The 18,179-nt window shown below is 44.8% G+C and carries 21 protein-coding genes; 15 read left to right on the top strand and 6 right to left on the bottom strand.

Annotated elements, in window-relative coordinates; genetic code table 11:
- Positions 1 to 28: 28 nt before the first annotated feature.
- Positions 29 to 1,387, bottom strand: a complete 1,359-nt coding sequence (nifE, locus tag WAO38_RS03375; protein WP_422234356.1) for a nitrogenase iron-molybdenum cofactor biosynthesis protein NifE — start codon at positions 1,385 to 1,387, stop codon at positions 29 to 31.
- A gap of 131 nt (positions 1,388 to 1,518) precedes the next feature.
- Between nifE and WAO38_RS03370 the strand changes: the two genes are divergently transcribed.
- Positions 1,519 to 1,887, top strand: a complete 369-nt coding sequence (locus WAO38_RS03370) for a hypothetical protein (protein ID WP_422234354.1) — start codon at positions 1,519 to 1,521, stop codon at positions 1,885 to 1,887.
- A 92-nt stretch (positions 1,888 to 1,979) separates the two neighbouring features.
- Positions 1,980 to 2,738: a TerB family tellurite resistance protein gene (locus WAO38_RS03365; RefSeq protein WP_422234352.1), complete on the top strand. Its 759-nt coding sequence runs from the start codon at positions 1,980 to 1,982 to the stop codon at positions 2,736 to 2,738.
- A gap of 8 nt (positions 2,739 to 2,746) precedes the next feature.
- Here the strand turns inward: WAO38_RS03365 and WAO38_RS03360 are convergent, their stop codons facing one another.
- Positions 2,747 to 2,959, bottom strand: a complete 213-nt coding sequence (locus tag WAO38_RS03360) for a hypothetical protein (RefSeq protein ID WP_422234351.1) — start codon at positions 2,957 to 2,959, stop codon at positions 2,747 to 2,749.
- Between the two features lie 11 nt (positions 2,960 to 2,970).
- On the bottom strand, positions 2,971 to 3,201 hold the full coding sequence (locus WAO38_RS03355) for a hypothetical protein (protein WP_422234349.1): 231 nt from the start codon (positions 3,199 to 3,201) through the stop codon (positions 2,971 to 2,973).
- A 211-nt stretch (positions 3,202 to 3,412) separates the two neighbouring features.
- Between WAO38_RS03355 and WAO38_RS03350 the strand changes: the two genes are divergently transcribed.
- Positions 3,413 to 5,746, top strand: coding sequence for a putative bifunctional diguanylate cyclase/phosphodiesterase (locus WAO38_RS03350; RefSeq protein WP_422234347.1), 2,334 nt, complete (start codon positions 3,413 to 3,415; stop codon positions 5,744 to 5,746).
- A gap of 120 nt (positions 5,747 to 5,866) precedes the next feature.
- Entirely contained in the window at positions 5,867 to 6,649 is a 783-nt protein-coding gene (locus WAO38_RS03345) for a GGDEF domain-containing protein (RefSeq protein WP_422234345.1), read from the top strand.
- On the opposite strand, the gene WAO38_RS03340 is transcribed toward WAO38_RS03345, so the two are convergent.
- Entirely contained in the window at positions 6,646 to 6,918 is a 273-nt protein-coding gene (locus tag WAO38_RS03340) for a hypothetical protein (RefSeq protein ID WP_422234344.1), read from the bottom strand. The genes WAO38_RS03345 and WAO38_RS03340 overlap by 4 nt on opposite strands.
- Positions 6,919 to 7,181: 263 nt before the next feature.
- Between WAO38_RS03340 and WAO38_RS03335 the strand changes: the two genes are divergently transcribed.
- Positions 7,182 to 7,964 carry a hypothetical protein gene (locus WAO38_RS03335; protein WP_422234342.1) on the top strand — a complete coding sequence of 261 codons (783 nt, stop codon included), beginning with the start codon at positions 7,182 to 7,184 and terminating at the stop codon, positions 7,962 to 7,964.
- A gap of 110 nt (positions 7,965 to 8,074) precedes the next feature.
- The gene (locus WAO38_RS03330; protein WP_422234340.1) at positions 8,075 to 9,916 is read left to right on the top strand and encodes a diguanylate cyclase; all 1,842 of its coding nucleotides are present in this window, start codon (positions 8,075 to 8,077) and stop codon (positions 9,914 to 9,916) included.
- Here WAO38_RS03330 and WAO38_RS03325 read toward each other — a convergent pair.
- Both WAO38_RS03325 and WAO38_RS03320 read right to left on the bottom strand, forming a co-directional pair.
- Complete coding sequence (locus tag WAO38_RS03325; RefSeq protein ID WP_422234338.1) at positions 9,895 to 10,848, bottom strand: HpcH/HpaI aldolase/citrate lyase family protein; 954 nt, start codon at positions 10,846 to 10,848, stop codon at positions 9,895 to 9,897. The genes WAO38_RS03330 and WAO38_RS03325 overlap by 22 nt on opposite strands.
- Positions 10,817 to 11,179: a cytochrome c gene (locus WAO38_RS03320; RefSeq protein WP_422234337.1), complete on the bottom strand. Its 363-nt coding sequence runs from the start codon at positions 11,177 to 11,179 to the stop codon at positions 10,817 to 10,819. Before WAO38_RS03320 ends, WAO38_RS03325 begins: the two co-directional genes overlap by 32 nt.
- Positions 11,180 to 11,247: 68 nt before the next feature.
- Here WAO38_RS03320 and folD point away from each other — a divergent pair, with 68 nt between their 5' ends.
- Genes folD through WAO38_RS03275 form a run of 9 tightly spaced genes read left to right on the top strand, consistent with a single transcriptional unit; the run spans position 11,248 to position 18,178 of the window.
- Positions 11,248 to 12,105 (top strand): bifunctional methylenetetrahydrofolate dehydrogenase/methenyltetrahydrofolate cyclohydrolase FolD, encoded by an 858-nt coding sequence (gene folD / locus WAO38_RS03315; RefSeq protein ID WP_422234335.1) that lies wholly within the window; start codon positions 11,248 to 11,250, stop codon positions 12,103 to 12,105.
- Between the two features lie 3 nt (positions 12,106 to 12,108).
- Positions 12,109 to 12,945 carry a signal peptidase I gene (gene lepB, locus WAO38_RS03310; RefSeq protein WP_422234333.1) on the top strand — a complete coding sequence of 279 codons (837 nt, stop codon included), beginning with the start codon at positions 12,109 to 12,111 and terminating at the stop codon, positions 12,943 to 12,945.
- On the top strand, positions 12,932 to 13,609 hold the full coding sequence (locus tag WAO38_RS03305; protein ID WP_422234332.1) for a site-2 protease family protein: 678 nt from the start codon (positions 12,932 to 12,934) through the stop codon (positions 13,607 to 13,609). Before lepB ends, WAO38_RS03305 begins: the two co-directional genes overlap by 14 nt.
- 8 nt (positions 13,610 to 13,617) lie before the next feature.
- Positions 13,618 to 14,055, top strand: a complete 438-nt coding sequence (gene rpiB, locus WAO38_RS03300; RefSeq protein ID WP_422234330.1) for a ribose 5-phosphate isomerase B — start codon at positions 13,618 to 13,620, stop codon at positions 14,053 to 14,055.
- A gap of 3 nt (positions 14,056 to 14,058) precedes the next feature.
- A complete protein-coding gene (locus tag WAO38_RS03295) occupies positions 14,059 to 14,391 on the top strand; it encodes a hypothetical protein (protein ID WP_422234328.1) in 333 nt (110 codons plus the stop codon).
- 20 nt (positions 14,392 to 14,411) lie between these two features.
- Positions 14,412 to 14,960, top strand: coding sequence for an adenine phosphoribosyltransferase (locus tag WAO38_RS03290; protein ID WP_422234326.1), 549 nt, complete (start codon positions 14,412 to 14,414; stop codon positions 14,958 to 14,960).
- A complete protein-coding gene (gene trpB / locus WAO38_RS03285; RefSeq protein ID WP_422234324.1) occupies positions 14,960 to 16,159 on the top strand; it encodes a tryptophan synthase subunit beta in 1,200 nt (399 codons plus the stop codon). Before WAO38_RS03290 ends, trpB begins: the two co-directional genes overlap by 1 nt.
- 8 nt (positions 16,160 to 16,167) lie before the next feature.
- Positions 16,168 to 16,761, top strand: a complete 594-nt coding sequence (locus WAO38_RS03280; RefSeq protein ID WP_422234322.1) for a DedA family protein — start codon at positions 16,168 to 16,170, stop codon at positions 16,759 to 16,761.
- Entirely contained in the window at positions 16,742 to 18,178 is a 1,437-nt protein-coding gene (locus WAO38_RS03275; RefSeq protein WP_422234320.1) for a leucyl aminopeptidase, read from the top strand. The genes WAO38_RS03280 and WAO38_RS03275 overlap by 20 nt, the downstream gene beginning before the upstream one ends.
- Position 18,179 lies beyond the last annotated feature (1 nt).

The raw sequence follows: 18,179 nt of genomic DNA, 5'->3' as shown, positions 1-18,179 counted from the left end.
GATTCCTAAAAAAGGTTCTTCAACAGTATTATTTTTCCCAAGGCGCCGCTTTGCCGACATTGGCGAATACGGGATTACGAAACGCATATTTGAGGTCTTCGGCGAGATTGAGCAATCCGCCGTAACCGCCGTAACTCGTTTTTTTCTCCTGATTTACGTCAATGAAAGAGATCTTCTTCTTGATCGCGGTATAGAGGCTGCGTCCACCGGCGAGAAGGATATGCGCTCCCGTCTGATCAATGATTTTCCCCTGCTCGGAAGCAGGCGTTTTCATCAAGACACCGTTTTCGCCCAGATATTCGCGTGCTTTGTCGATATCATCCTGCGTCGATTTGGCGATACTGGTCGCAACCACTTCGATCCCCAGATCCTGCAATCCCGAAGCAATCGACCATGCTTTGTTCCCTCCGGTGTTGAGTACCGCTTTTTTTCCGGCGAACAGTTTCCGATAGGGGATAAGGCTCGCTTCCAGCTCGGCTTCGGCTTCGGCGATCACCGCTTCGGCACGCTCTATCAGTTCAGGATCGCCCAAAGCATTCACGATCTCACGAATCGCAAATGTCGTATCCCGTTTGCCGTAAAACGAGACGGAGATCCACGGTATGCCGTACTGCTCCTGCATCTTGCGCGTCAAGGTGATCAGTGATTTCGCACAAACGATAACATTGAGCTTTGCACGATGGGCACATCGGATATCACCGACACGGCCGTCTCCGCTCATCGAACTCAGTACTCGGATACCGATCTTCTCAAAGAGAGGAAGATACTGCCACATATCTCCCGTGACGTTGTAATCGCCGATGAGATTGATGTCATATGGAGTCGTTACTTCGGGTTCTTTGGTTCCGATGAGATGTTCCAATACCGCTTCTCCGGCCAAACGTGACCCGAGGTTTTTACTCCCGACAAATCCTGCGGCATGGACGGGAACGACGGGAACGCCGTGCTTTTCGCTTCCGAGTTTGCAGGTCATATCGATATCATCACCCATCAGTGCGGTGACACAGGTCGAATAAACGAAGATTGCTTCGGGTTTGTAATGTTCCATGACATAATCGATCGATTCGCCCAGCCGTTTATCCCCGCCGAAGATGACATCGTTGGTATTGATCCCCGTCGTGAACCCCATTTGTGTATGATCGCGTCCGTTATACGACGTTTTTGTCTCACGGGTTTCCCACGATGATCCTAAACACGTCTGGGGTCCATGGACCAAATGGACGGCATCGGCGTAGGGAAACAGAGAAATCTGGGCACCGTCAAATGCACATCCTCCGGCGGCAAGCCCCGGTTTAGGCTTATCACATCCCTCCCCCGGCTTTTTGTCTTTGCTGTGAGAGCAGGCACTCTCGTTCATAAGTTCTTTAATTTTAGCGCGACTGACCATGGAATACTCCTAAGAGTGAATTAAAATCATAGATGCAAGAAGTGTACGAGTCGGCATGATTAACCTGAAGTATTGCTAAGTATGTGTACAATTCGCACAGCAAACACAATCACCACACCAAAGAGATACTTATGAGTTTTACCCCTGAAAAATTACAGCAGATCAAAGAGTCTACCGAGACCTACAAACATGAAATCGAAACGCTCAATACGCTGATCTACAAAGAGTCAGATGATACCCGCCTCGATATGCTCTACAATCTTCGGGCCCTCTCCACCATAGAACACTGCAGCCGTATCGGACTGTTCGGCAGCGATGAGACGCCGGAGAGTGAAGCCGAAGCGATCAGTCGGGAAGTTTCACGCTACTTTCCGCACAAAGACGATGCAGAATTGTTTGATGATCTCGCTATTTTGGAAGACGAGGTCCGAAACCGTTATTTCGATGATCCCGACGGTTCCAAAAAAACATTATTGGATGCATTAAAAATCACCCTCTAACGTTTGAGTGCACTTCGTGTTTATGATGGCGGTACATCTTTCATTATCGATTAATGGATAAACTACCGCTTTATATTTTTAAAGGACTTTCCATGACGCAAATTTTGCTTTTGATTTTCGTGATCGCCGTTTTTTACTGGATATCCAAGGGATCAGCACGTAATCAGGCCGTCTATTCAAGACGCCAATTTCAAAGTTTCGTTCTCACAAAAGAGCACCTGGAACAAAGCGAACTGGGTCTTTTTGTAGCGTTGGCGGCAAAAATAGCAAAAGCCGACGGCCGTGTCGATGAACTCGAAGCGGAACTTATCAGCAATATGTTCAACGATATCAGCACTCTCTTTCCCGATCCCGAGGCAACCAAAAATCTCCTCAAACAAATCTTTGATGAAGAGAAACAAAGTGCGGAAAATCTTGATAGAATTGCCCAAAACCTCTATCGGGTACTCCAAAACGATCCCCAAAAACGTCAAAAAATGGTGGAATTTCTCGTCAATCTTTCCTATATTGACGGAACGCTCTCTGAAAGCGAAGAGGCTATGCTCCGCATCATTGCAGGACATTTGCACATCGCGCCCGACGCACTTGCATCCATGCTGAGCCGGTTCGGGTCATACCATCGACACAGCGTCAAAGAGAGTTCAGTCACACAGGCCTATGCCCTTTTGGGTCTGAATGCGGATGCGACAAATGACGCCGTGAAAAAAGCTTACCGTTCATTGGTGCGGGAGTATCATCCGGACATCATCAAAGCTCAAGGTGCTTCCGATGAATATCTCAAAACGGCTACCGAAAAGGTGCAGGAGATCAATGCGGCCTACGAGATGATCAAAAAAACGCGGGGGATGTAGCAAAAGAGCTAGTAGCTCCCTTCCCCAACGGTAATAACGTAGTTGTCATCCACTTCGACAACGCCGAACGAATGCTGGCCGCAAAAGCTTTCATTCATCTCTTGCGCCCATGCACGGGCTATTCTCATCGCATTTTCTTTGTCATCAAACGTTTTGATCTGAGGCATATTTTTCCGAATTGCACATTTGCACAATTTCTCAACGACAACATGATGTTCCATAATTTCTCCCTTTAATGATCTGATTTGCAGCCGCAGCCGCCGCCAACCATACCGATGACAAAATTGTCATTCACTTCAACCAACTGAAACGTATGTTTACCGCAAAAATTTCCGTTCATGTGCGCAAGCTGTGTTTCTGCCGCTTCATACGCGGCATCTTTGCCATCAAAAGTAGCAATTTGGGATAATCCCTCTTTTTTGGCGCAGCTGCACAATTTTTCGATAACGACGTGATGTTCCATGATACAGTCCTTGTTAATTGATTTAATGACATCTGCATAGAGTGTTCCAGAACAGCCTTATTGTGCCTAAAGCACCCAAAATGATGTGATCTTAGCCCGAAATTTCCCCATTTCAATGCTATGCGCGATCGCCTAGAAAGACATCTCGTCTTTTTAATCGACACCTTTTCAGATAAGAGTGTTATAATATTTGCCTATAAAAGAGGTGGCCATGGAAAGCAAAGATATCCAAAGTTTTAAAAATGCTTTACAAATCTCTATTGTCTACCTCATTTTCGGAGTATTGTGGATTTATTTTTCCGATAGTGCCGTTGAACTGATAGCATCGAGAGATGTCCGTCAGATCACCCGTCTGCAAATGTACAAAGGGTGGTTCTTCATCGGAGTGACGGCGTGTTTGCTCTTTTTTCTGAGCTACCGGATTCTGCGCAAACAATTTCTCGAATACAAACGGCGTATTTTCGAGCAAGCAATGGCTCAGATCAAACTTGAGCACCACGAAGCCCTCCTCAATACGATTGTCAACAGTTCACCCGATGCCATATTTGCCAAAGACTTAGAGGGTAACTATCTTCTATTCAATACCGGAGCCGGTCATCTCGTCGATGCCTCTCCTGAAAAAGTGATCGGCCATACCGATGCTGTTCTTTTTTCTCCGGAAGCTGCAGATCAGGTACAAGAAATAGACCGTTCGATTATTGCCGGCAAGCGGATTCTCAATCATGAGGAGAAGCTGACAACTGCGGCAGGACAAGAAAAAATATTTTGGGTAACCAAAGGACCGTTATTTACCGAGGAAGGAGAAATTTTCGGCCTCTTCGGTATTTCTCGGGATATTACGGAATATAAAATGATTCAAACTCGTTTGGAACAGCAAAACGCTCTTTTAAATTCACTGATCAACAGTTCTCCTGATGCCATTGTCATCAAAGGGGTGGATAAACGCTATATTGTTTTTAATGAAGCGGCCGCACAGTATGCAGGGGTTCCGACAGATTTTGCGATAGGAAAAACTGCGGATGAAATTTTCCCTCCGGAAACAGCACAGATCATTAACAAACTGGATAATGAACTCTTAGAAAAAAAATCTTTTACAGAACATGAAGAATCCATGCTTATGGCTAATGGGGCTACGTATATCTATTGGGTGACGAAAGGGCTGCTTACCACCGATCAAGGTGAAACATTCGGTATCTATGGAATCTATCGAGACATTACGAAAGCCAGAGAAAATGAACAAGCGATCATAGATGCAAAAGAACATTTTGATGATATGGCCCATCACGATCCCCTCACCAAACTCCCTAATCGTCTCAGTTTAGTCGAAACACTGGAAATCAAAACATACCAGAAGGAAGATCATCCGTTTGCCCTGTTCTTTCTCGACTTGGACGGGTTTAAAGAGATAAATGATTCTTACGGACACCGATTCGGAGATGAACTTTTAATCCTTGTTACCCAATTATTGAGGAGTATATTTCCGCAGGATACCTTTATCGCCCGCACCGGAGGTGATGAGTTCGTAATGCTGTTGTCCTGTCAAAAAAATAAAGATGAAATCCATCATATTATGCAACGTCTTATCGATACCCTCAACCACCCATTTAATATCGACGAAACAGAAGTCTATATCACTTCCAGTATCGGCATCGCTATGTATCCGGGGGATACCACCAATGCAGAAGAGCTCCTTCAAAAAGCTGATGCGGCAATGTACAATGCGAAAAAGATGGGTAAAAATACCTACAGTTTCTATCATCCGAAATTCACTGAAAATGCCCTGCAGCGTACTACCGTCTCTACTCAGTTGAAAAAAGCGCTTCACAACAACGAATTAAAGCTCTATTTTCAGCCGCAAGTGGATGTTCATACAGGCAGTATTATCGGGGCAGAAGTATTGTTGCGCTGGCCGACGCCGGAAGGGATGATTTCTCCTTCACTGTTTATCCCGATCGCCGAAGAGAGCGGATTGATTCTGGAGGTGGGTGAATTTGTCCTGTCAAAGGGGTGCCAAATCGCGGCTCAATGGTCAAAAGAGGGGATATTGCATGGACGTATCGCGATCAATGTATCGGCACGCCAACTGACGCATATCAATTTTGTGACAACCCTGGATCGTATCATCCAGGAAACGCAGTGCGATCCCAAACAGATCGAGCTTGAAATTACGGAAACCTCGATTCTCGAAAACCCGAATAAAATGATCTCACTTCTAACGCTGATCAAAGCCAAAGGATTTAACATCTCGATCGATGATTTCGGAACAGGGTACTCATCGCTCTCTTATCTTAAAAACCTTCCGATTGACAAACTTAAAATCGATCAATCCTTTGTCCGAAACGTCACCCATGAACCCAAGAATCAAACCATTGTCAAAACGATTATCGCATTATCCAAAGGGTTAAATATGAGTGTCCTTGCCGAAGGGGTAGAGACTAAAGATGAGCTTGAATTTTTACGCCAAAGCGGAGTAGATTCCATCCAAGGATTTTATTTCTATAAGCCGATGCTTCCCGAAGAACTGGAAAGATTGCTTTCCCGATAAAAAAAGGATTCTACAATTGAAAGATATAAAAATAATCGATCTATTTTATGTCTGTTTTAGAGTATTCAAAGGGTACAGGGACTACAATCAATTAACAAATATCAAAAGCATTGGGAAAAAATGAAAAATCTGCAAGAAGAGCATATTGAAATTACCAATGAAGTAAAACAAGCGATTCAACATCTCAAAATTGTCTTTCCGGCACATTATGGAAAACTCTATTATGAAGCGGCCCATACACGTGACATCGAGCTCAAACCGGATGAACTGTTGACACGTGAAATGTTAGATGAAAAAATCGTGCGCCATATCATCACGCTTGCCGATTGTGCCGACCAGGCAATCATAGCGATTGAGAATAAAAACCAAGCCATCTTAAATACTATTTTATTAGAAACAAAAAAACTTCAAGAAGAGATCCAAGAACTCCAGAAAGTCGTTTATGAAGACAGTCTCACCAAAAGCTATAACCGAAAATGGTTCGACGATACGATACTCGACCATGACAAACTTTCACTCCGTGATAACGGTACCATTGTCATGGTTGATTTGAATAAATTCAAAGAAATCAATGACAAATTTGGTCATATTGTCGGCGATCAGGTTCTAATCCACGTCACTGCCAAACTTAAAGAGAGCAAGGGCCGTGTCGTCCGTTACGGAGGAGATGAGTTTATCGTTATTTTTGATGCACACTCAACGTCATTGGAAATCAAAGAAAAAATGGAGACGATTCTCCACTATTTTGAAAAAGTCCATTTTAAATTTGAAAAAGAATCATTCAAGATCAGCTTTGCCTACGGCCTGGCACCGTTTACCCGCGGCGCAGATATCTTGCATGTCGTAGAATCTGCCGATAAATCCATGTATAAGCACAAACACTCCCAATACTCAGCAAACTAGAGGTTGATGTGTTTCGTTAATGAATCTCCCAATTTATCCAAAGGCATCTTTTCTTTCTCGCTCGCAGGAATCTTGCTGACGTTCTTTTCATGTTCTACCGTCTGTACGACAGGTGCAGGTACGATAGGCGCAGGTTCATCCTGCTGAACCGTTTCTACGGAAGCATTGCCTTCCGACGCTGCTCTTTCTTCCAGATATTCATCCAAAAAAAAGGCTTTAAAAATCAATAAAGCAATAACAAAGATGATTAAGTATGTAAAACGCTGCATAGTATTTCTCCATTTAAAACAACGATATCATAGCGTAGCTTTTTAAACGAATGTTGCAAGAACCCCTCATGGGAGGAATGTACCGATAATATCGGCCATTTTTCCCAAAACTGCTTCTTTCATTAGCAAATTCAAGATACAATTCCCAACATTGCACACGATCGTGCCTTATCTAAATATTTTTTGAGACTATGAAGCGAACCCAATCTTTTTCTCTTTACGCATTGTTAATCGCTTTGTTAGTGCATTTAATCATTATATTATTGCTTGTTCTATTGAATCAGATCAAACCGAAACTCCCCCCGCAAACCAAACCTCCGGAACCGAAAGAAGAGCGTTTCAGACTCTCGCTCAAAGAACTTCCGAATGTCAAAAAAGAGGCGATTATCAAGAATGATATTCCAAAACCGCCGACCAAACGACCGATTCCCAAAGGGGAGCAGATGATTAAAGATGCTCAGCCCTTAACCAAAGCGCAGACCCCTAAAGCTGCCGCGCCGGCAGTCAAGTCCACCCCGGAAGAGAGTAAACCGATTACGGAACCCAAAAAAGCCTTCGAGCGCCATGTCGCGAAACCTGTTGCAACAATCGAACGTCAAAGTATCCCTAAAAAAGAGCCCGGACTCTATGATATTCTCTCCAAAGCCGACGATTCGGCTCAGGAAAAACCAACCCAGCGCTCCACCAAACTTGCCGATAGCATTCAGCGCCTTTACGGCGATAAATTTAATGAACTCTCCGAAGGGGAACAAAAATATATCCTCGATAACCAAGAAGTCATGCGCCGCATTACCCAAGGGGTTCTGGATCGATACGGCCGTTCACGCATACCGGATAACATCCGCACCAACGATACCAACATGATCGAGTTTTATCTCCATCCTGATGGCAGTATCTCCGATCTCCATTTTCTCAAAAACAGCCAGCTCTCCATTTTGGACGACACCACCAAAGAGGTCATCGAGCTTGCCTATTCCAAGTATCCGCACCCTGAGCAAAAGACCCTTATCCGTTATCGCGTCTGGTATAATCTGACCGGATATTAGCATTTTACAAATAGATTAAAAAATTATAAAAATCTATAATTCCTACAGTATAATATATAAATCTCTCATTTTAGCTCAGGAATATTATGCTTCATAAAAATTTTAGAGTTATGTTTACAATTTATTTTGTCATATTCGGCATTGTCATAGCACTTTTCGGATCGCTGATCGGCTACAAAATCCAAATGATCAATATTAAAGATCGCATTGAGCGAAATGCGGAAGAAGTAGCTTTCAATAAAAGAATCAACACCTTGGCTCCCCGTATAGAGAAGATGGACAGTATGGTTTTGGCACTTGCAACCAACAAAATCCTTCAAGAGTATCTCCAACAGCCAACTCAAAAAAACAAAGAAAATGTAAGCAATTTATTTTATGCAATCGCCATGTCTGACAACCTTATCATGCAGACACGATATATTGACGAAACGGGCCAAGAAAAAATACGGATTGATCGAATCAACGATTCAAGCAACCCGTTTGTCATAGAGAACTCAAAACTTCAAGACAAAAGCAGCCGAGACTATTTTCAAGCTGTAAGCAAGATGAAACCTGAACAAATATGGCATTCAAAACTGGATCTAAATATCGAAAACAATAAGGTAGAAATCCCTTACAAACCTACTATTCGCGTTGCAACACCCATTTATATCAAAGACAAATATAAAGGTATTGTTATTATCAATATTCTGACAACAAAGATTTTAGCAAATTTGCGCTCATCACCCGTATTTGACCACTATATAATCGATAAAGAGGGAAATATCATCCTCCATCCCGATGACAAACTTTCATGGTCAAAATATACCGATTCTAATGCAAAACTCGTCGATGATTTTCCTATCGAAGCTTCCAAAATAATCGCCGGTGTTCGAAAAGGGGAAGATTTTTATGCGTATCCTCTGGATGATATTTTACATAACGAAGACGGTGCCATTTTAATACTGAAACCAAAGACAGAGTATAAACAATCGCTTGTAGCATCTAATATAGAATCCGCTTTGTTTGTCATCATTTTAAGTATCTTATTGAGTATTCCTCTCGCATTATATGCATCGCTTACACCATCAAAAGTTCAAAAAGCCCTTTGGTATTCCAACCGTGATCTTAAAAGATTTGCCGATATCATCGATCGATACGTGATCACCGTTACCACCAAAACAAACAGTATCATTACGACGGCAAGTTCCGCTTTTGCAAAAGCTTCCGGATATACAAAAGAGGAACTCATCGGTCAAAAAATCAATATTATCAAACATCCTGAAACACCGAAAAAAGTTTATCAAGAACTTTGGAAGACAATCGAACAGGGCAAAGAGTGGCAAGGCGAAATTAGAAATATGAACAAGCAAGGAAATGCCTATTGGCTGGAGGAAACCATCATACCGGTTAAAGAAGAAAATAATGAGATCACATCCTATATTACGGTCGGTATCGATATAAGTGCAAAAAAAGAGTTGGAAATTATCTCAACCATAGACCGCTTAACCGCAATCTTCAATCGAAGAAAACTTGATGAATCACTCCATTATGAGATCGAAAAAGCAAAACGCTATACAAGAGATTTAACCTTGCTAATGATTGATATTGACCATTTTAAACGCGTGAATGATACCTATGGCCATCAAACCGGAGATTATGCATTATCCACCGTTGCCAAAATACTATCGACTCATATACGTGAAAGCGATATTCTAGGCAGGTACGGCGGAGAAGAATTTATGATAATATGCCCTGAGACAGACCAAAATGCAGCCTTTAATCTCGGAGAAAAACTTCGTAATGCGATATCCGATTATACGTTCAACACCATTGGACACCTCACTATAAGTATCGGTGTAGGCGGATTCGAAACGGATGACAGCACCCAAGAAGAAGCCATCCGAAAAGCCGATAACGCCTTATACAAAGCAAAAGAGAGAGGAAGAAATCAAGTCGTAATCGGAGAGTAATTGCAATGGGCAAGAACTGTCTTTGCCCCCTTATAGATCGGTTCATCAATAAATCCGTACCGTTCATCCGTAAAACCGCTGATTCCCTTGGCCGCATGCTCTTCAAACAATTTGACAATCTCTCGGCATCGGGCAATTTCATTCTCACTATATCCCAATGCTTCATGGATGAGATCAACCTGAGCCGGAGAGATACACCCTTTGGCATCAAACCCCATCAATTTTTCCAATTCCAGCCAATTACGCAATCCGTCACTGTTTTGGTAATCTTGATAGACAAAAGAGACCGGTTTGATCCCGCAAGCGCGTGAGGTCAATAAAAAATGAGAAAGCATATGCAGTACTGTCGGATTTTCCGGTGTTAACAGGCTCTGAGAAAGCCCTAAATCGGCGAAAAGATCGAGAACCCCTAGATAATACACTTTGATTCGCGGATCAATGGATAGCTGTGCGAGTGCCAACCATGCCTCTTTCGTCTCAATCGAGAGATGCACTTCTATCTCTTCATGGACTAACGTCAGTATTCGGCGAACGTCAGCGACAGAACGGATTTTGGGAACACGGATAGCATCCGGCATAAAGGGGTTGAGAAAAAGGATCTCCTCCGCTCCCCCCTCGTCCAGCGGATTAACGCGGACAACCAATTTTTTATCGCATTGGGGATTGGATGCCAACGCCATCGCACACAGTGCCAGCGCATAAGGTTTTTGTTCAGGACTTACTCCGTCTTCGAGATTGAGCATCAAACATTCGGCATTCAACTCTTGGATCTTGGAAAGATGTTTGAGATTATGGGTCGAGAGCATTAAGCACGAGCGGAACGATTGCGTTTGGTTTAGATGGCGTCTAACCGGAATGGCCAATGCTTTTAAGCCTGCACTGTCGCCTGAAGTGATCAGATCATTTAGTTTTTCGGCGTTGTTGAGCGGCACGTTGAAACTCCTCTCTATGAAGATAATAGTAAAGTGTTTGGATCTCAGTATCGGTGAGATAATAGCGGGGCATCCCAAGAATTCGGCTGTTCAGCTGAATATAAAACTCCCGGAAAGGGAGCTTTTGAATCGCTGCACCCGCAAAAATTTTCTTTTCGCCTTTGTCTTTATAGCGAGCGATCAGTTTCCCCTCACCGCTCTCGCCATGACATAAATGGCACCCTACACCTCTGGGATTATGATAGAGTCCCGCGGCGTATTCCTCTTTCGTAATGAAAGACTCAGCATGAGAAAAAACGAATGCCAAAAATAGAATAAAAACCCCGCGCACCTGATCCCTTTAACCAATTATTAGTCTTTTATCGCTATCATACCCAAAAACAATTTGACGGTGATTAAATGCAGATTCTTGACGGTAAAACGCTCGCAAAAAAAATCGAAGAAAAAGTCTCCTTGGGGGCCAAAGAACTTAAATCTCAAACCGGGAGAGTCCCGGGGTTGGCAGTTATTTTAGTCGGGCATGATCCAGCGAGCCAAGCGTACGTCGGAATGAAAAAAAAGGCATGTGACCGCGCAGGTTTTTACTCGGTCACCCACGAAATGCCCGATGACATTTCTCAGGATGCGATTATTAAAACCATCGAGATGATGAACCTCAATCCCAATATTGACGGTATTTTGATCCAGCTTCCCCTCCCTGGCCATATCGATACCACCAAAATCCTCGAAGTAGTCGCACCGACCAAGGACGTTGACGGTTTCCACCCCTACAATGTCGGACGGCTCGCGACTGGGCTGGACGGATTCGTCCCTTGTACACCGCTTGGGGTCATGGAACTTTTAGCGGAATACAACATCGATCCCAAAGGCAAAAACTGCTGTGTAGTCGGCGCATCCAACATCGTCGGAAAGCCGATGGCCGCTTTGCTGCTCAATGCAAATGCGACCGTTGAAATCTGCCATATTTTCACGGATGACCTTAAAAAGCACACCCTTGCGGCCGACATTATCCTTGTCGGCGCGGGAGTCATCAACCTGATCAAAGAGGAAATGGTGCGCCCCGAAGCCATCGTCATCGATATCGGAATCAACCGCGCACCGGATGGCCGTCTCGTCGGTGACGTCGACTATGATGCCGTTGCACCGAAAACATCCTACATCACTCCGGTTCCCGGCGGTGTGGGTCCGATGACGATCGCTATGCTCCTTTCCAATACCCTTAAAGCCGCCAAAATTCATGCAGAAGAAGAGAAATAAACTTTGAAGAAAAAAATAGTCAGCGCCGCACATTCAGCATACCGTTTTTCCAACTCCTGGACAGGTACGATTATTATCGTCTTGTTCGTCATCTTTTTTGTTGCTCAGGCGTTTCGTATCCCCAGCGGCTCAATGAAAGACTCATTGCTTGTGGGAGATCATCTTTTTGCTAAAAAATTTGCCTACGGTATCTCAACACCCCATATCCCGTTTCTTGAAATTCCCCTGATTCCGGGTACAGACGGACATATCATTAACGGTGCCGAGCCATCACGCGGGGATATCGTCATTTTCCGTTACCCGAACAATACGCAGCTGCACTATGTCAAACGCTGTGTCGCATTGCCGGGGGATGAACTGTTTTTGAAAGACAAAATCCTTTATCTGCACCCTCGTGAGGGGGATGAGTATGCCCAAAAAGCATTTCCGGGCTATGAACTTATCGAGCAAGACGGCAAATTATGGGTCAAAGACCCGTATACAAAAGAGCACCCGGGTATCCATCATGATGAGCGTGTCATACGTGACACCCCTGATTTTGCAATGATCCAAAACGGTGAATACATTTTTGATTTTCCTCCGACAATCGTTCCGGATGGTCAATACTTCATGATGGGAGACAACCGTGACCACTCCAATGACAGCCGATTTTGGGGAGCGGTTCCCTATGGCCTGATCGAGGGGACTCCATGGTTTGTCTATTTCAGTCTGGATGCCAACTACGAAGTTCGATGGGACCGCATCGGTAAAACACCTTATGATTTAGAGCAAAAAGACCCTCTGAGCCGTGCTGCAGCAGAGAGAATACGCGAAGACGCAGCCAGTTATGAACTCTATTGATCTTCTCGAAATCGCTGCGGCGATCATTGCACTGCTCGTTGCCATTATCGGGCATGAGATCATGCATGGCTGGGTAGCGTATAAATACGGCGATCATACGGCAAAAAATCAAGGCCGTCTGAGTATTAATCCCCTTATCCACATCGATCCTTTCGGCTCCGTCCTTGTTCCCCTGATGACTTATTTTCTTCCGATGCTGCTGGGTGCTTCCAGCGGCTTTTTGTTCGGATGGGCCAAACCGGTACCGGTGAATACCCAGACGGTCATCCGCAACGGCGGGTACAATGCCGCTATGCAGGTGAGCTTGGCCGGGATTGCCTACAACCTTTTTTTAGCAACGCTCTCCTCGGTTATACTTGTTTCCCTGGCTCAGCCGACTGAAGCCGACAGCATATTGTATATTTTCGGCTATTTGCTCATCATGAAGCTTCTTTTGATCAACGTCGTTCTTGCCGTCTTCAATCTTCTCCCGATTCCCGGCTTTGACGGCGCACATTTCATCATTTATCTCTCTCTGAAATATAAGATTCGGTCCATTGCCGAATTTTTCGCCAAAGCCGAACCTTATGGAATGATTGTTATCATCATCATATTGGTTACACCGCTTAAAACGCCATTGGTAATGTGGCCGATCCAAGCACTATTAAATCTTTTATTGAATTAAGGGGAGTTATGAAATTTTACATCGCAACCGATCATGCCGGCATTGATTTGAAAGACTTTACCGTCGAGCTTCTCCGTACAAAAGGTCATGAAGTGATTGATTTAGGACCGTTTTCCAAAGAGAGAGTCGATTACCCCGATTATGCCGTCAAAGTATGTGAAGATGTCCTTGCCGATCCGGCTTCACAAGGAATTCTCATCTGCGGTTCGGGGATCGGAATGAGCATCGCGGCAAACCGTTTCCACGGTATCCGCGCTGCACTCTGCCACGATGCCTATACCGCAACCGTCGCGCGGGGACATAATGATGCCAATGTCCTCTGTTTTGGAGAACGTATCGTGGGTCAAGGGGTTGCCGAATCGATTCTTGATGCATGGTGTGCCGGAAAATTCGAAGGTGGACGCCATTGCGGCCGGGTCGAAAAACTAGAGGCCATCAAAGGATAATAAATGTTTTTGGAATGGTCATTACTCACGGTTGTCACTCTGGGGGCAATATTCTTTTTGGTCAAAATGTTTTACTTTCGCAGTATCACGGTTAAAGAACAACGCAGCAGTGAAATGATGAAACTGACCCTTAAAGAGGCAGAAGTATTAATCCGAAAATATCAAATTCAGCTTCAGCGGGCATTGGGAAATGTTGATATCCTCAGCGAAGAGCTCAATAATTTGCGCAATGAACTCAAATCACTTAAACAACGCAATTCCAAGCACCGTTCTGAAACGGATCGGCTCCAAAATAAAATCAAAGAGCTTGAAGGGCGTATCGACGCACTTATATAAAAATTTATCAAGGAAGATTTATGAGCCTCAGTATCAGCGACAGAGCAATCTTAATCAACGCTATTCGGGATATCCCCGATTTCCCAAAGCCGGGAATCGTCTTTAAAGATATCACGACACTCCTTTCCGACAAAGAGGCATTCAGAGTCTTGATGGGCCATTTGGCAAAACGCTACGCTACCTATGACCTTACGCATATCGCAGGAATCGATGCACGCGGATTTATCTTCGGTGCCGCACTCGCTCAAATGCTGAATGTCGGATTCGTCCCCATTCGTAAAAAAGGGAAACTCCCGTATACAACCGTCTCCGAAAAATATTCGCTTGAGTATGGCGTGGATGAAGTAGAAATCCATATCGACGCCTTTTCAGGAGTCGAAAAACCCCGCGTATTGTTGATCGATGATTTGATTGCAACGGGAGGAACCGCATTTGCCGCTGCCAATCTGATCAACAAAGTCGGAGCCGAATGTGTCGAAGCGTGTTTTATAATGGGGCTTGATTTTTTAAGCGGTCAATCCAAACTCCGTGATCTTGTTGAAGTCTATACTGTGATTGGAGTCGATTAATGTATATCCCTACCCCCTCGAAATTTGACCCGGTTGAAGGGCATTTCGGTATCTTCGGAGGACGTTATGTCCCTGAAACCCTGATGCCTGCTTTGCTTGAACTTGAAGAAGCCTATAAAGAACTCCGTTTTGACAAAGATTTTTGGACTGAGGTAGACGGTTATCTTACCGATTATGTCGGACGTCCGAGTCCCCTGTACTATGCCGCCAACCTTTCTGCGGAACTAGGGGCGAAAATCTATCTCAAACGTGAAGATTTGAATCATACCGGAGCGCACAAGGTCAATAATGTCATTGCCCAAGGGTTAATGGCAAAACGGCTTGGAAAGAAAAAAGTAATCGCGGAAACCGGTGCGGGACAGCATGGTGTGGCGACAGCGACCATCGCCGCACTGTTGGGATTAGAGTGTGAAATCTTTATGGGTGCCAAAGACGTAGCACGCCAAGAGCTCAACGTCTTTCGGATGAAACTCCTCGGAGCCAAAGTCCATGCAGTCGAGAGCGGTTCCAAAACCCTCAAAGATGCAATGAACGACGCAATCCGCCACTGGGTCACCCATGCGCGTGATACGTTTTATATTATCGGAACCGTTGCCGGACCTCATCCGTATCCGATGATGGTACGTGATTTTCAGGCGATCATCGGGTGCGAAGCACGCGCTCAGATCCTTGAAAAAGAAAATCGCCTTCCCGATTACGTCATTGCCTGCATCGGCGGCGGTTCCAATGCTATCGGAACGTTTCAACACTTCCTCGAAGACAAGGAAGTCCGCTGTATCGGAATCGAAGCGGGAGGGTTGGGAGTCGATACCGACAAACACGGCTGTTCTCTTCTCAAAGGACGCCCGGGGGTACTGCACGGTCAAATGAGCTATCTTCTCCAGGATGAAGACGGACAGATTCTCGAAGCCCACTCCATTTCTGCCGGTCTGGATTATCCCGGAATCGGGCCGGAACACTCCTTTCACAAAGAAAACGATACGGTAAGCTATGATAATATTACCGATGCCGAAGCACTTGATGCATTCGTCTGGTTGAGCCGTGCAGAGGGAATCATTCCTGCATTTGAAACCGCACATGCCGTTGCTTATCTCAAAAAATTAACGGATATCGAAGGTAAACTCATCATCGTCAATCTCTCCGGCCGCGGAGATAAAGATATGATTCAGGCAAAACAAATTTTGAATTTCGATAATTAAGGCTATCCGTGGAAGATCTGTTAATTGGGTGGCTTAGAGAATACGGCTACATCGTCCTCTTTTTTTGGAGTATTTTAGAAGGGGAAATGGGGCTGATTATGGCCGGTATCTTTTCTCATATGGGGGATATGTCTCTGCCTATCGCGATAGCAGTCGGCGGATTCGGCGGATTTATCGGTGATCAGATCTATTTCTATATCGGGCGATTTAACAAACGCTATATTCATAACAAACTTCGTTCCCAGCGCCGTAAATTTGCCATCGCCCACCTCTTACTCAAAAAATACGGATGGCCGGTCATCTTTGTACAGCGCTACATGTACGGAATGCGAACCGTTATCCCTATGGCGATCGGTCTGACTCAATATTCCAGCCGTCAATTTGCGATTATCAATTTTATCAGTGCCATTTTCTGGGCGGCTATCACTATCATCCCCGCCTATTTCTACGGTGCGGAGATTTTAGAGATCCTCAAATGGATCAAAGCCCATTGGTATTTTGCAATCCCTATGATTGCTTTAATCATCTGGGCAATCACCTTCAGTATGAATCGACTTGAAAAAAATCTTTTGGAGAAACGCCGTGAACGTCAAACTTTATAATCAACCGCTCGAACAGATCGATGCTGATCTAACCTTAGAATTTGTAACACCGAAACAATTTGAAACTCACCCGCACCATGGGCTCTTAAGCAAAGCAGGCTTCAAGGCCGAAGCCGATCAGCTCTGCACCTTGCACGAACACCGTTTGCTCGTCTGTGCGATTGCGGATGATGCATCCGATGAACTTTATCGCAGCTGTATGGCAAGTGCAATCAAAACGGCAATGAACTATGCCTATACCTCTCTTAAAATCGCACAATATACACCGGGGCATTTTAAAGCGCTTATCGAGGGGGCATTGTTGGGAAGCTACCGTTTTGAAGCTTATAAGTCAGAACCTAAACCCTCTTCGCTCTTGGACGTCATCTTTAGCAATACAAACCATGACGGAAGCGTCAATGATATCGACGCCTTGGAATCGATACTCGCGCAAACAACGGTGATAGCAAAAGCGACTAACTTTGTCCGTGATTTGGTCAACCAGACACCTTATGATATGACTCCTCAGGCTATGGCGGTTACGGCTGAAATTCTTTCGCAATCGAATAACCTTGAGTGTACCATCCTCGATGTCAACGGCCTTGAAGATGAGAAAATGTTTGCAATGCTCAGCGTCGGACGGGCTTCCAGTAACCCTCCCCGCCTTATCCATCTCGCCTACAAACCGGAAAATCCGAAAAAAGTGATTACCCTTGTCGGAAAAGGTCTCACCTACGACAGCGGCGGATTAAGCCTTAAAGGGGCTACATCCATGGTAACCATGAAAATGGACAAAGCCGGAGGGTGTGCCGTAATGGGGATCATCAAAGCAGTCAGCGAACTCAAACTGGATATCGAAGTGCATGCTTTTGTCGGAGCCGTTGAAAATATGATCGGCGGAAATGCCTACAAACCCGACGATGTCCTCCGTGCCAAAAACGGAAAAACGATCGAAGTACGCAACACCGATGCCGAAGGGCGTCTCGTCCTTGCAGACGTACTCGGATATGCACAAGAATATGTCAAAAGCGATTATATTTTCGATTATGCGACCCTCACCGGTGCTTGTATGGTAGCTCTAGGGCCGTACACGACGGGCGTAATGGGGCATAATGAATCACTCAAACAAGAGTGGCTCACTGCGGCGGAACAAAGCGGCGAATACTGCGGTAATCTGCCGTTTAACCGTCATCTCAAAAAACTGATCAAAAGCGATCTTGCCGATGTCAGCAACGTCTCTTCCAAACCCTACGGCGGAGCGATCACGGCGGCACTCTTTCTCGATAATTTTATCGATGACAACATGAAAGAAAAATGGGTCCATTTCGACATCGCAGGCTCAGCCTACACCGAAAGCGCATGGGATGTCCACACCTACGGCGGAACGGGTGCCGGTGTACGTATGACGCTCAACTGGCTTTTAGAACATTGTAAATAAA

Origin of the sequence: Sulfuricurvum sp., assembly GCF_049277495.1 — a bacterium.
GTDB lineage: Bacteria > Campylobacterota > Campylobacteria > Campylobacterales > Sulfurimonadaceae > Sulfuricurvum.
The sequence above is the reverse complement of the archived record's forward strand: the minus strand, read 5'-3'. Positions and strand labels throughout refer to the sequence as shown.

What these genes read in the sequence shown, in the direction of transcription:
- folD (WP_422234335.1), top strand. Translation starts at nt 11,248, where the DNA reads ATGCAGATTCTTGACGGTAAAACGCTCGCAAAAAAAATCGAAGAAAAA.
- nifE (WP_422234356.1), bottom strand. Translation starts at nt 1,387, where the DNA reads ATGGTCAGTCGCGCTAAAATTAAAGAACTTATGAACGAGAGTGCCTGC.
- WAO38_RS03340 (WP_422234344.1), bottom strand. Translation starts at nt 6,918, where the DNA reads ATGCAGCGTTTTACATACTTAATCATCTTTGTTATTGCTTTATTGATT.
- WAO38_RS03370 (WP_422234354.1), top strand. Translation starts at nt 1,519, where the DNA reads ATGAGTTTTACCCCTGAAAAATTACAGCAGATCAAAGAGTCTACCGAG.
- WAO38_RS03365 (WP_422234352.1), top strand. Translation starts at nt 1,980, where the DNA reads ATGACGCAAATTTTGCTTTTGATTTTCGTGATCGCCGTTTTTTACTGG.
- WAO38_RS03355 (WP_422234349.1), bottom strand. Translation starts at nt 3,201, where the DNA reads ATGGAACATCACGTCGTTATCGAAAAATTGTGCAGCTGCGCCAAAAAA.
- rpiB (WP_422234330.1), top strand. Translation starts at nt 13,618, where the DNA reads ATGAAATTTTACATCGCAACCGATCATGCCGGCATTGATTTGAAAGAC.
- WAO38_RS03305 (WP_422234332.1), top strand. Translation starts at nt 12,932, where the DNA reads ATGAACTCTATTGATCTTCTCGAAATCGCTGCGGCGATCATTGCACTG.
- WAO38_RS03295 (WP_422234328.1), top strand. Translation starts at nt 14,059, where the DNA reads ATGTTTTTGGAATGGTCATTACTCACGGTTGTCACTCTGGGGGCAATA.
- WAO38_RS03330 (WP_422234340.1), top strand. Translation starts at nt 8,075, where the DNA reads ATGTTTACAATTTATTTTGTCATATTCGGCATTGTCATAGCACTTTTC.
- WAO38_RS03350 (WP_422234347.1), top strand. Translation starts at nt 3,413, where the DNA reads ATGGAAAGCAAAGATATCCAAAGTTTTAAAAATGCTTTACAAATCTCT.
- trpB (WP_422234324.1), top strand. Translation starts at nt 14,960, where the DNA reads ATGTATATCCCTACCCCCTCGAAATTTGACCCGGTTGAAGGGCATTTC.
- WAO38_RS03360 (WP_422234351.1), bottom strand. Translation starts at nt 2,959, where the DNA reads ATGGAACATCATGTTGTCGTTGAGAAATTGTGCAAATGTGCAATTCGG.
- WAO38_RS03345 (WP_422234345.1), top strand. Translation starts at nt 5,867, where the DNA reads ATGAAAAATCTGCAAGAAGAGCATATTGAAATTACCAATGAAGTAAAA.
- WAO38_RS03290 (WP_422234326.1), top strand. Translation starts at nt 14,412, where the DNA reads ATGAGCCTCAGTATCAGCGACAGAGCAATCTTAATCAACGCTATTCGG.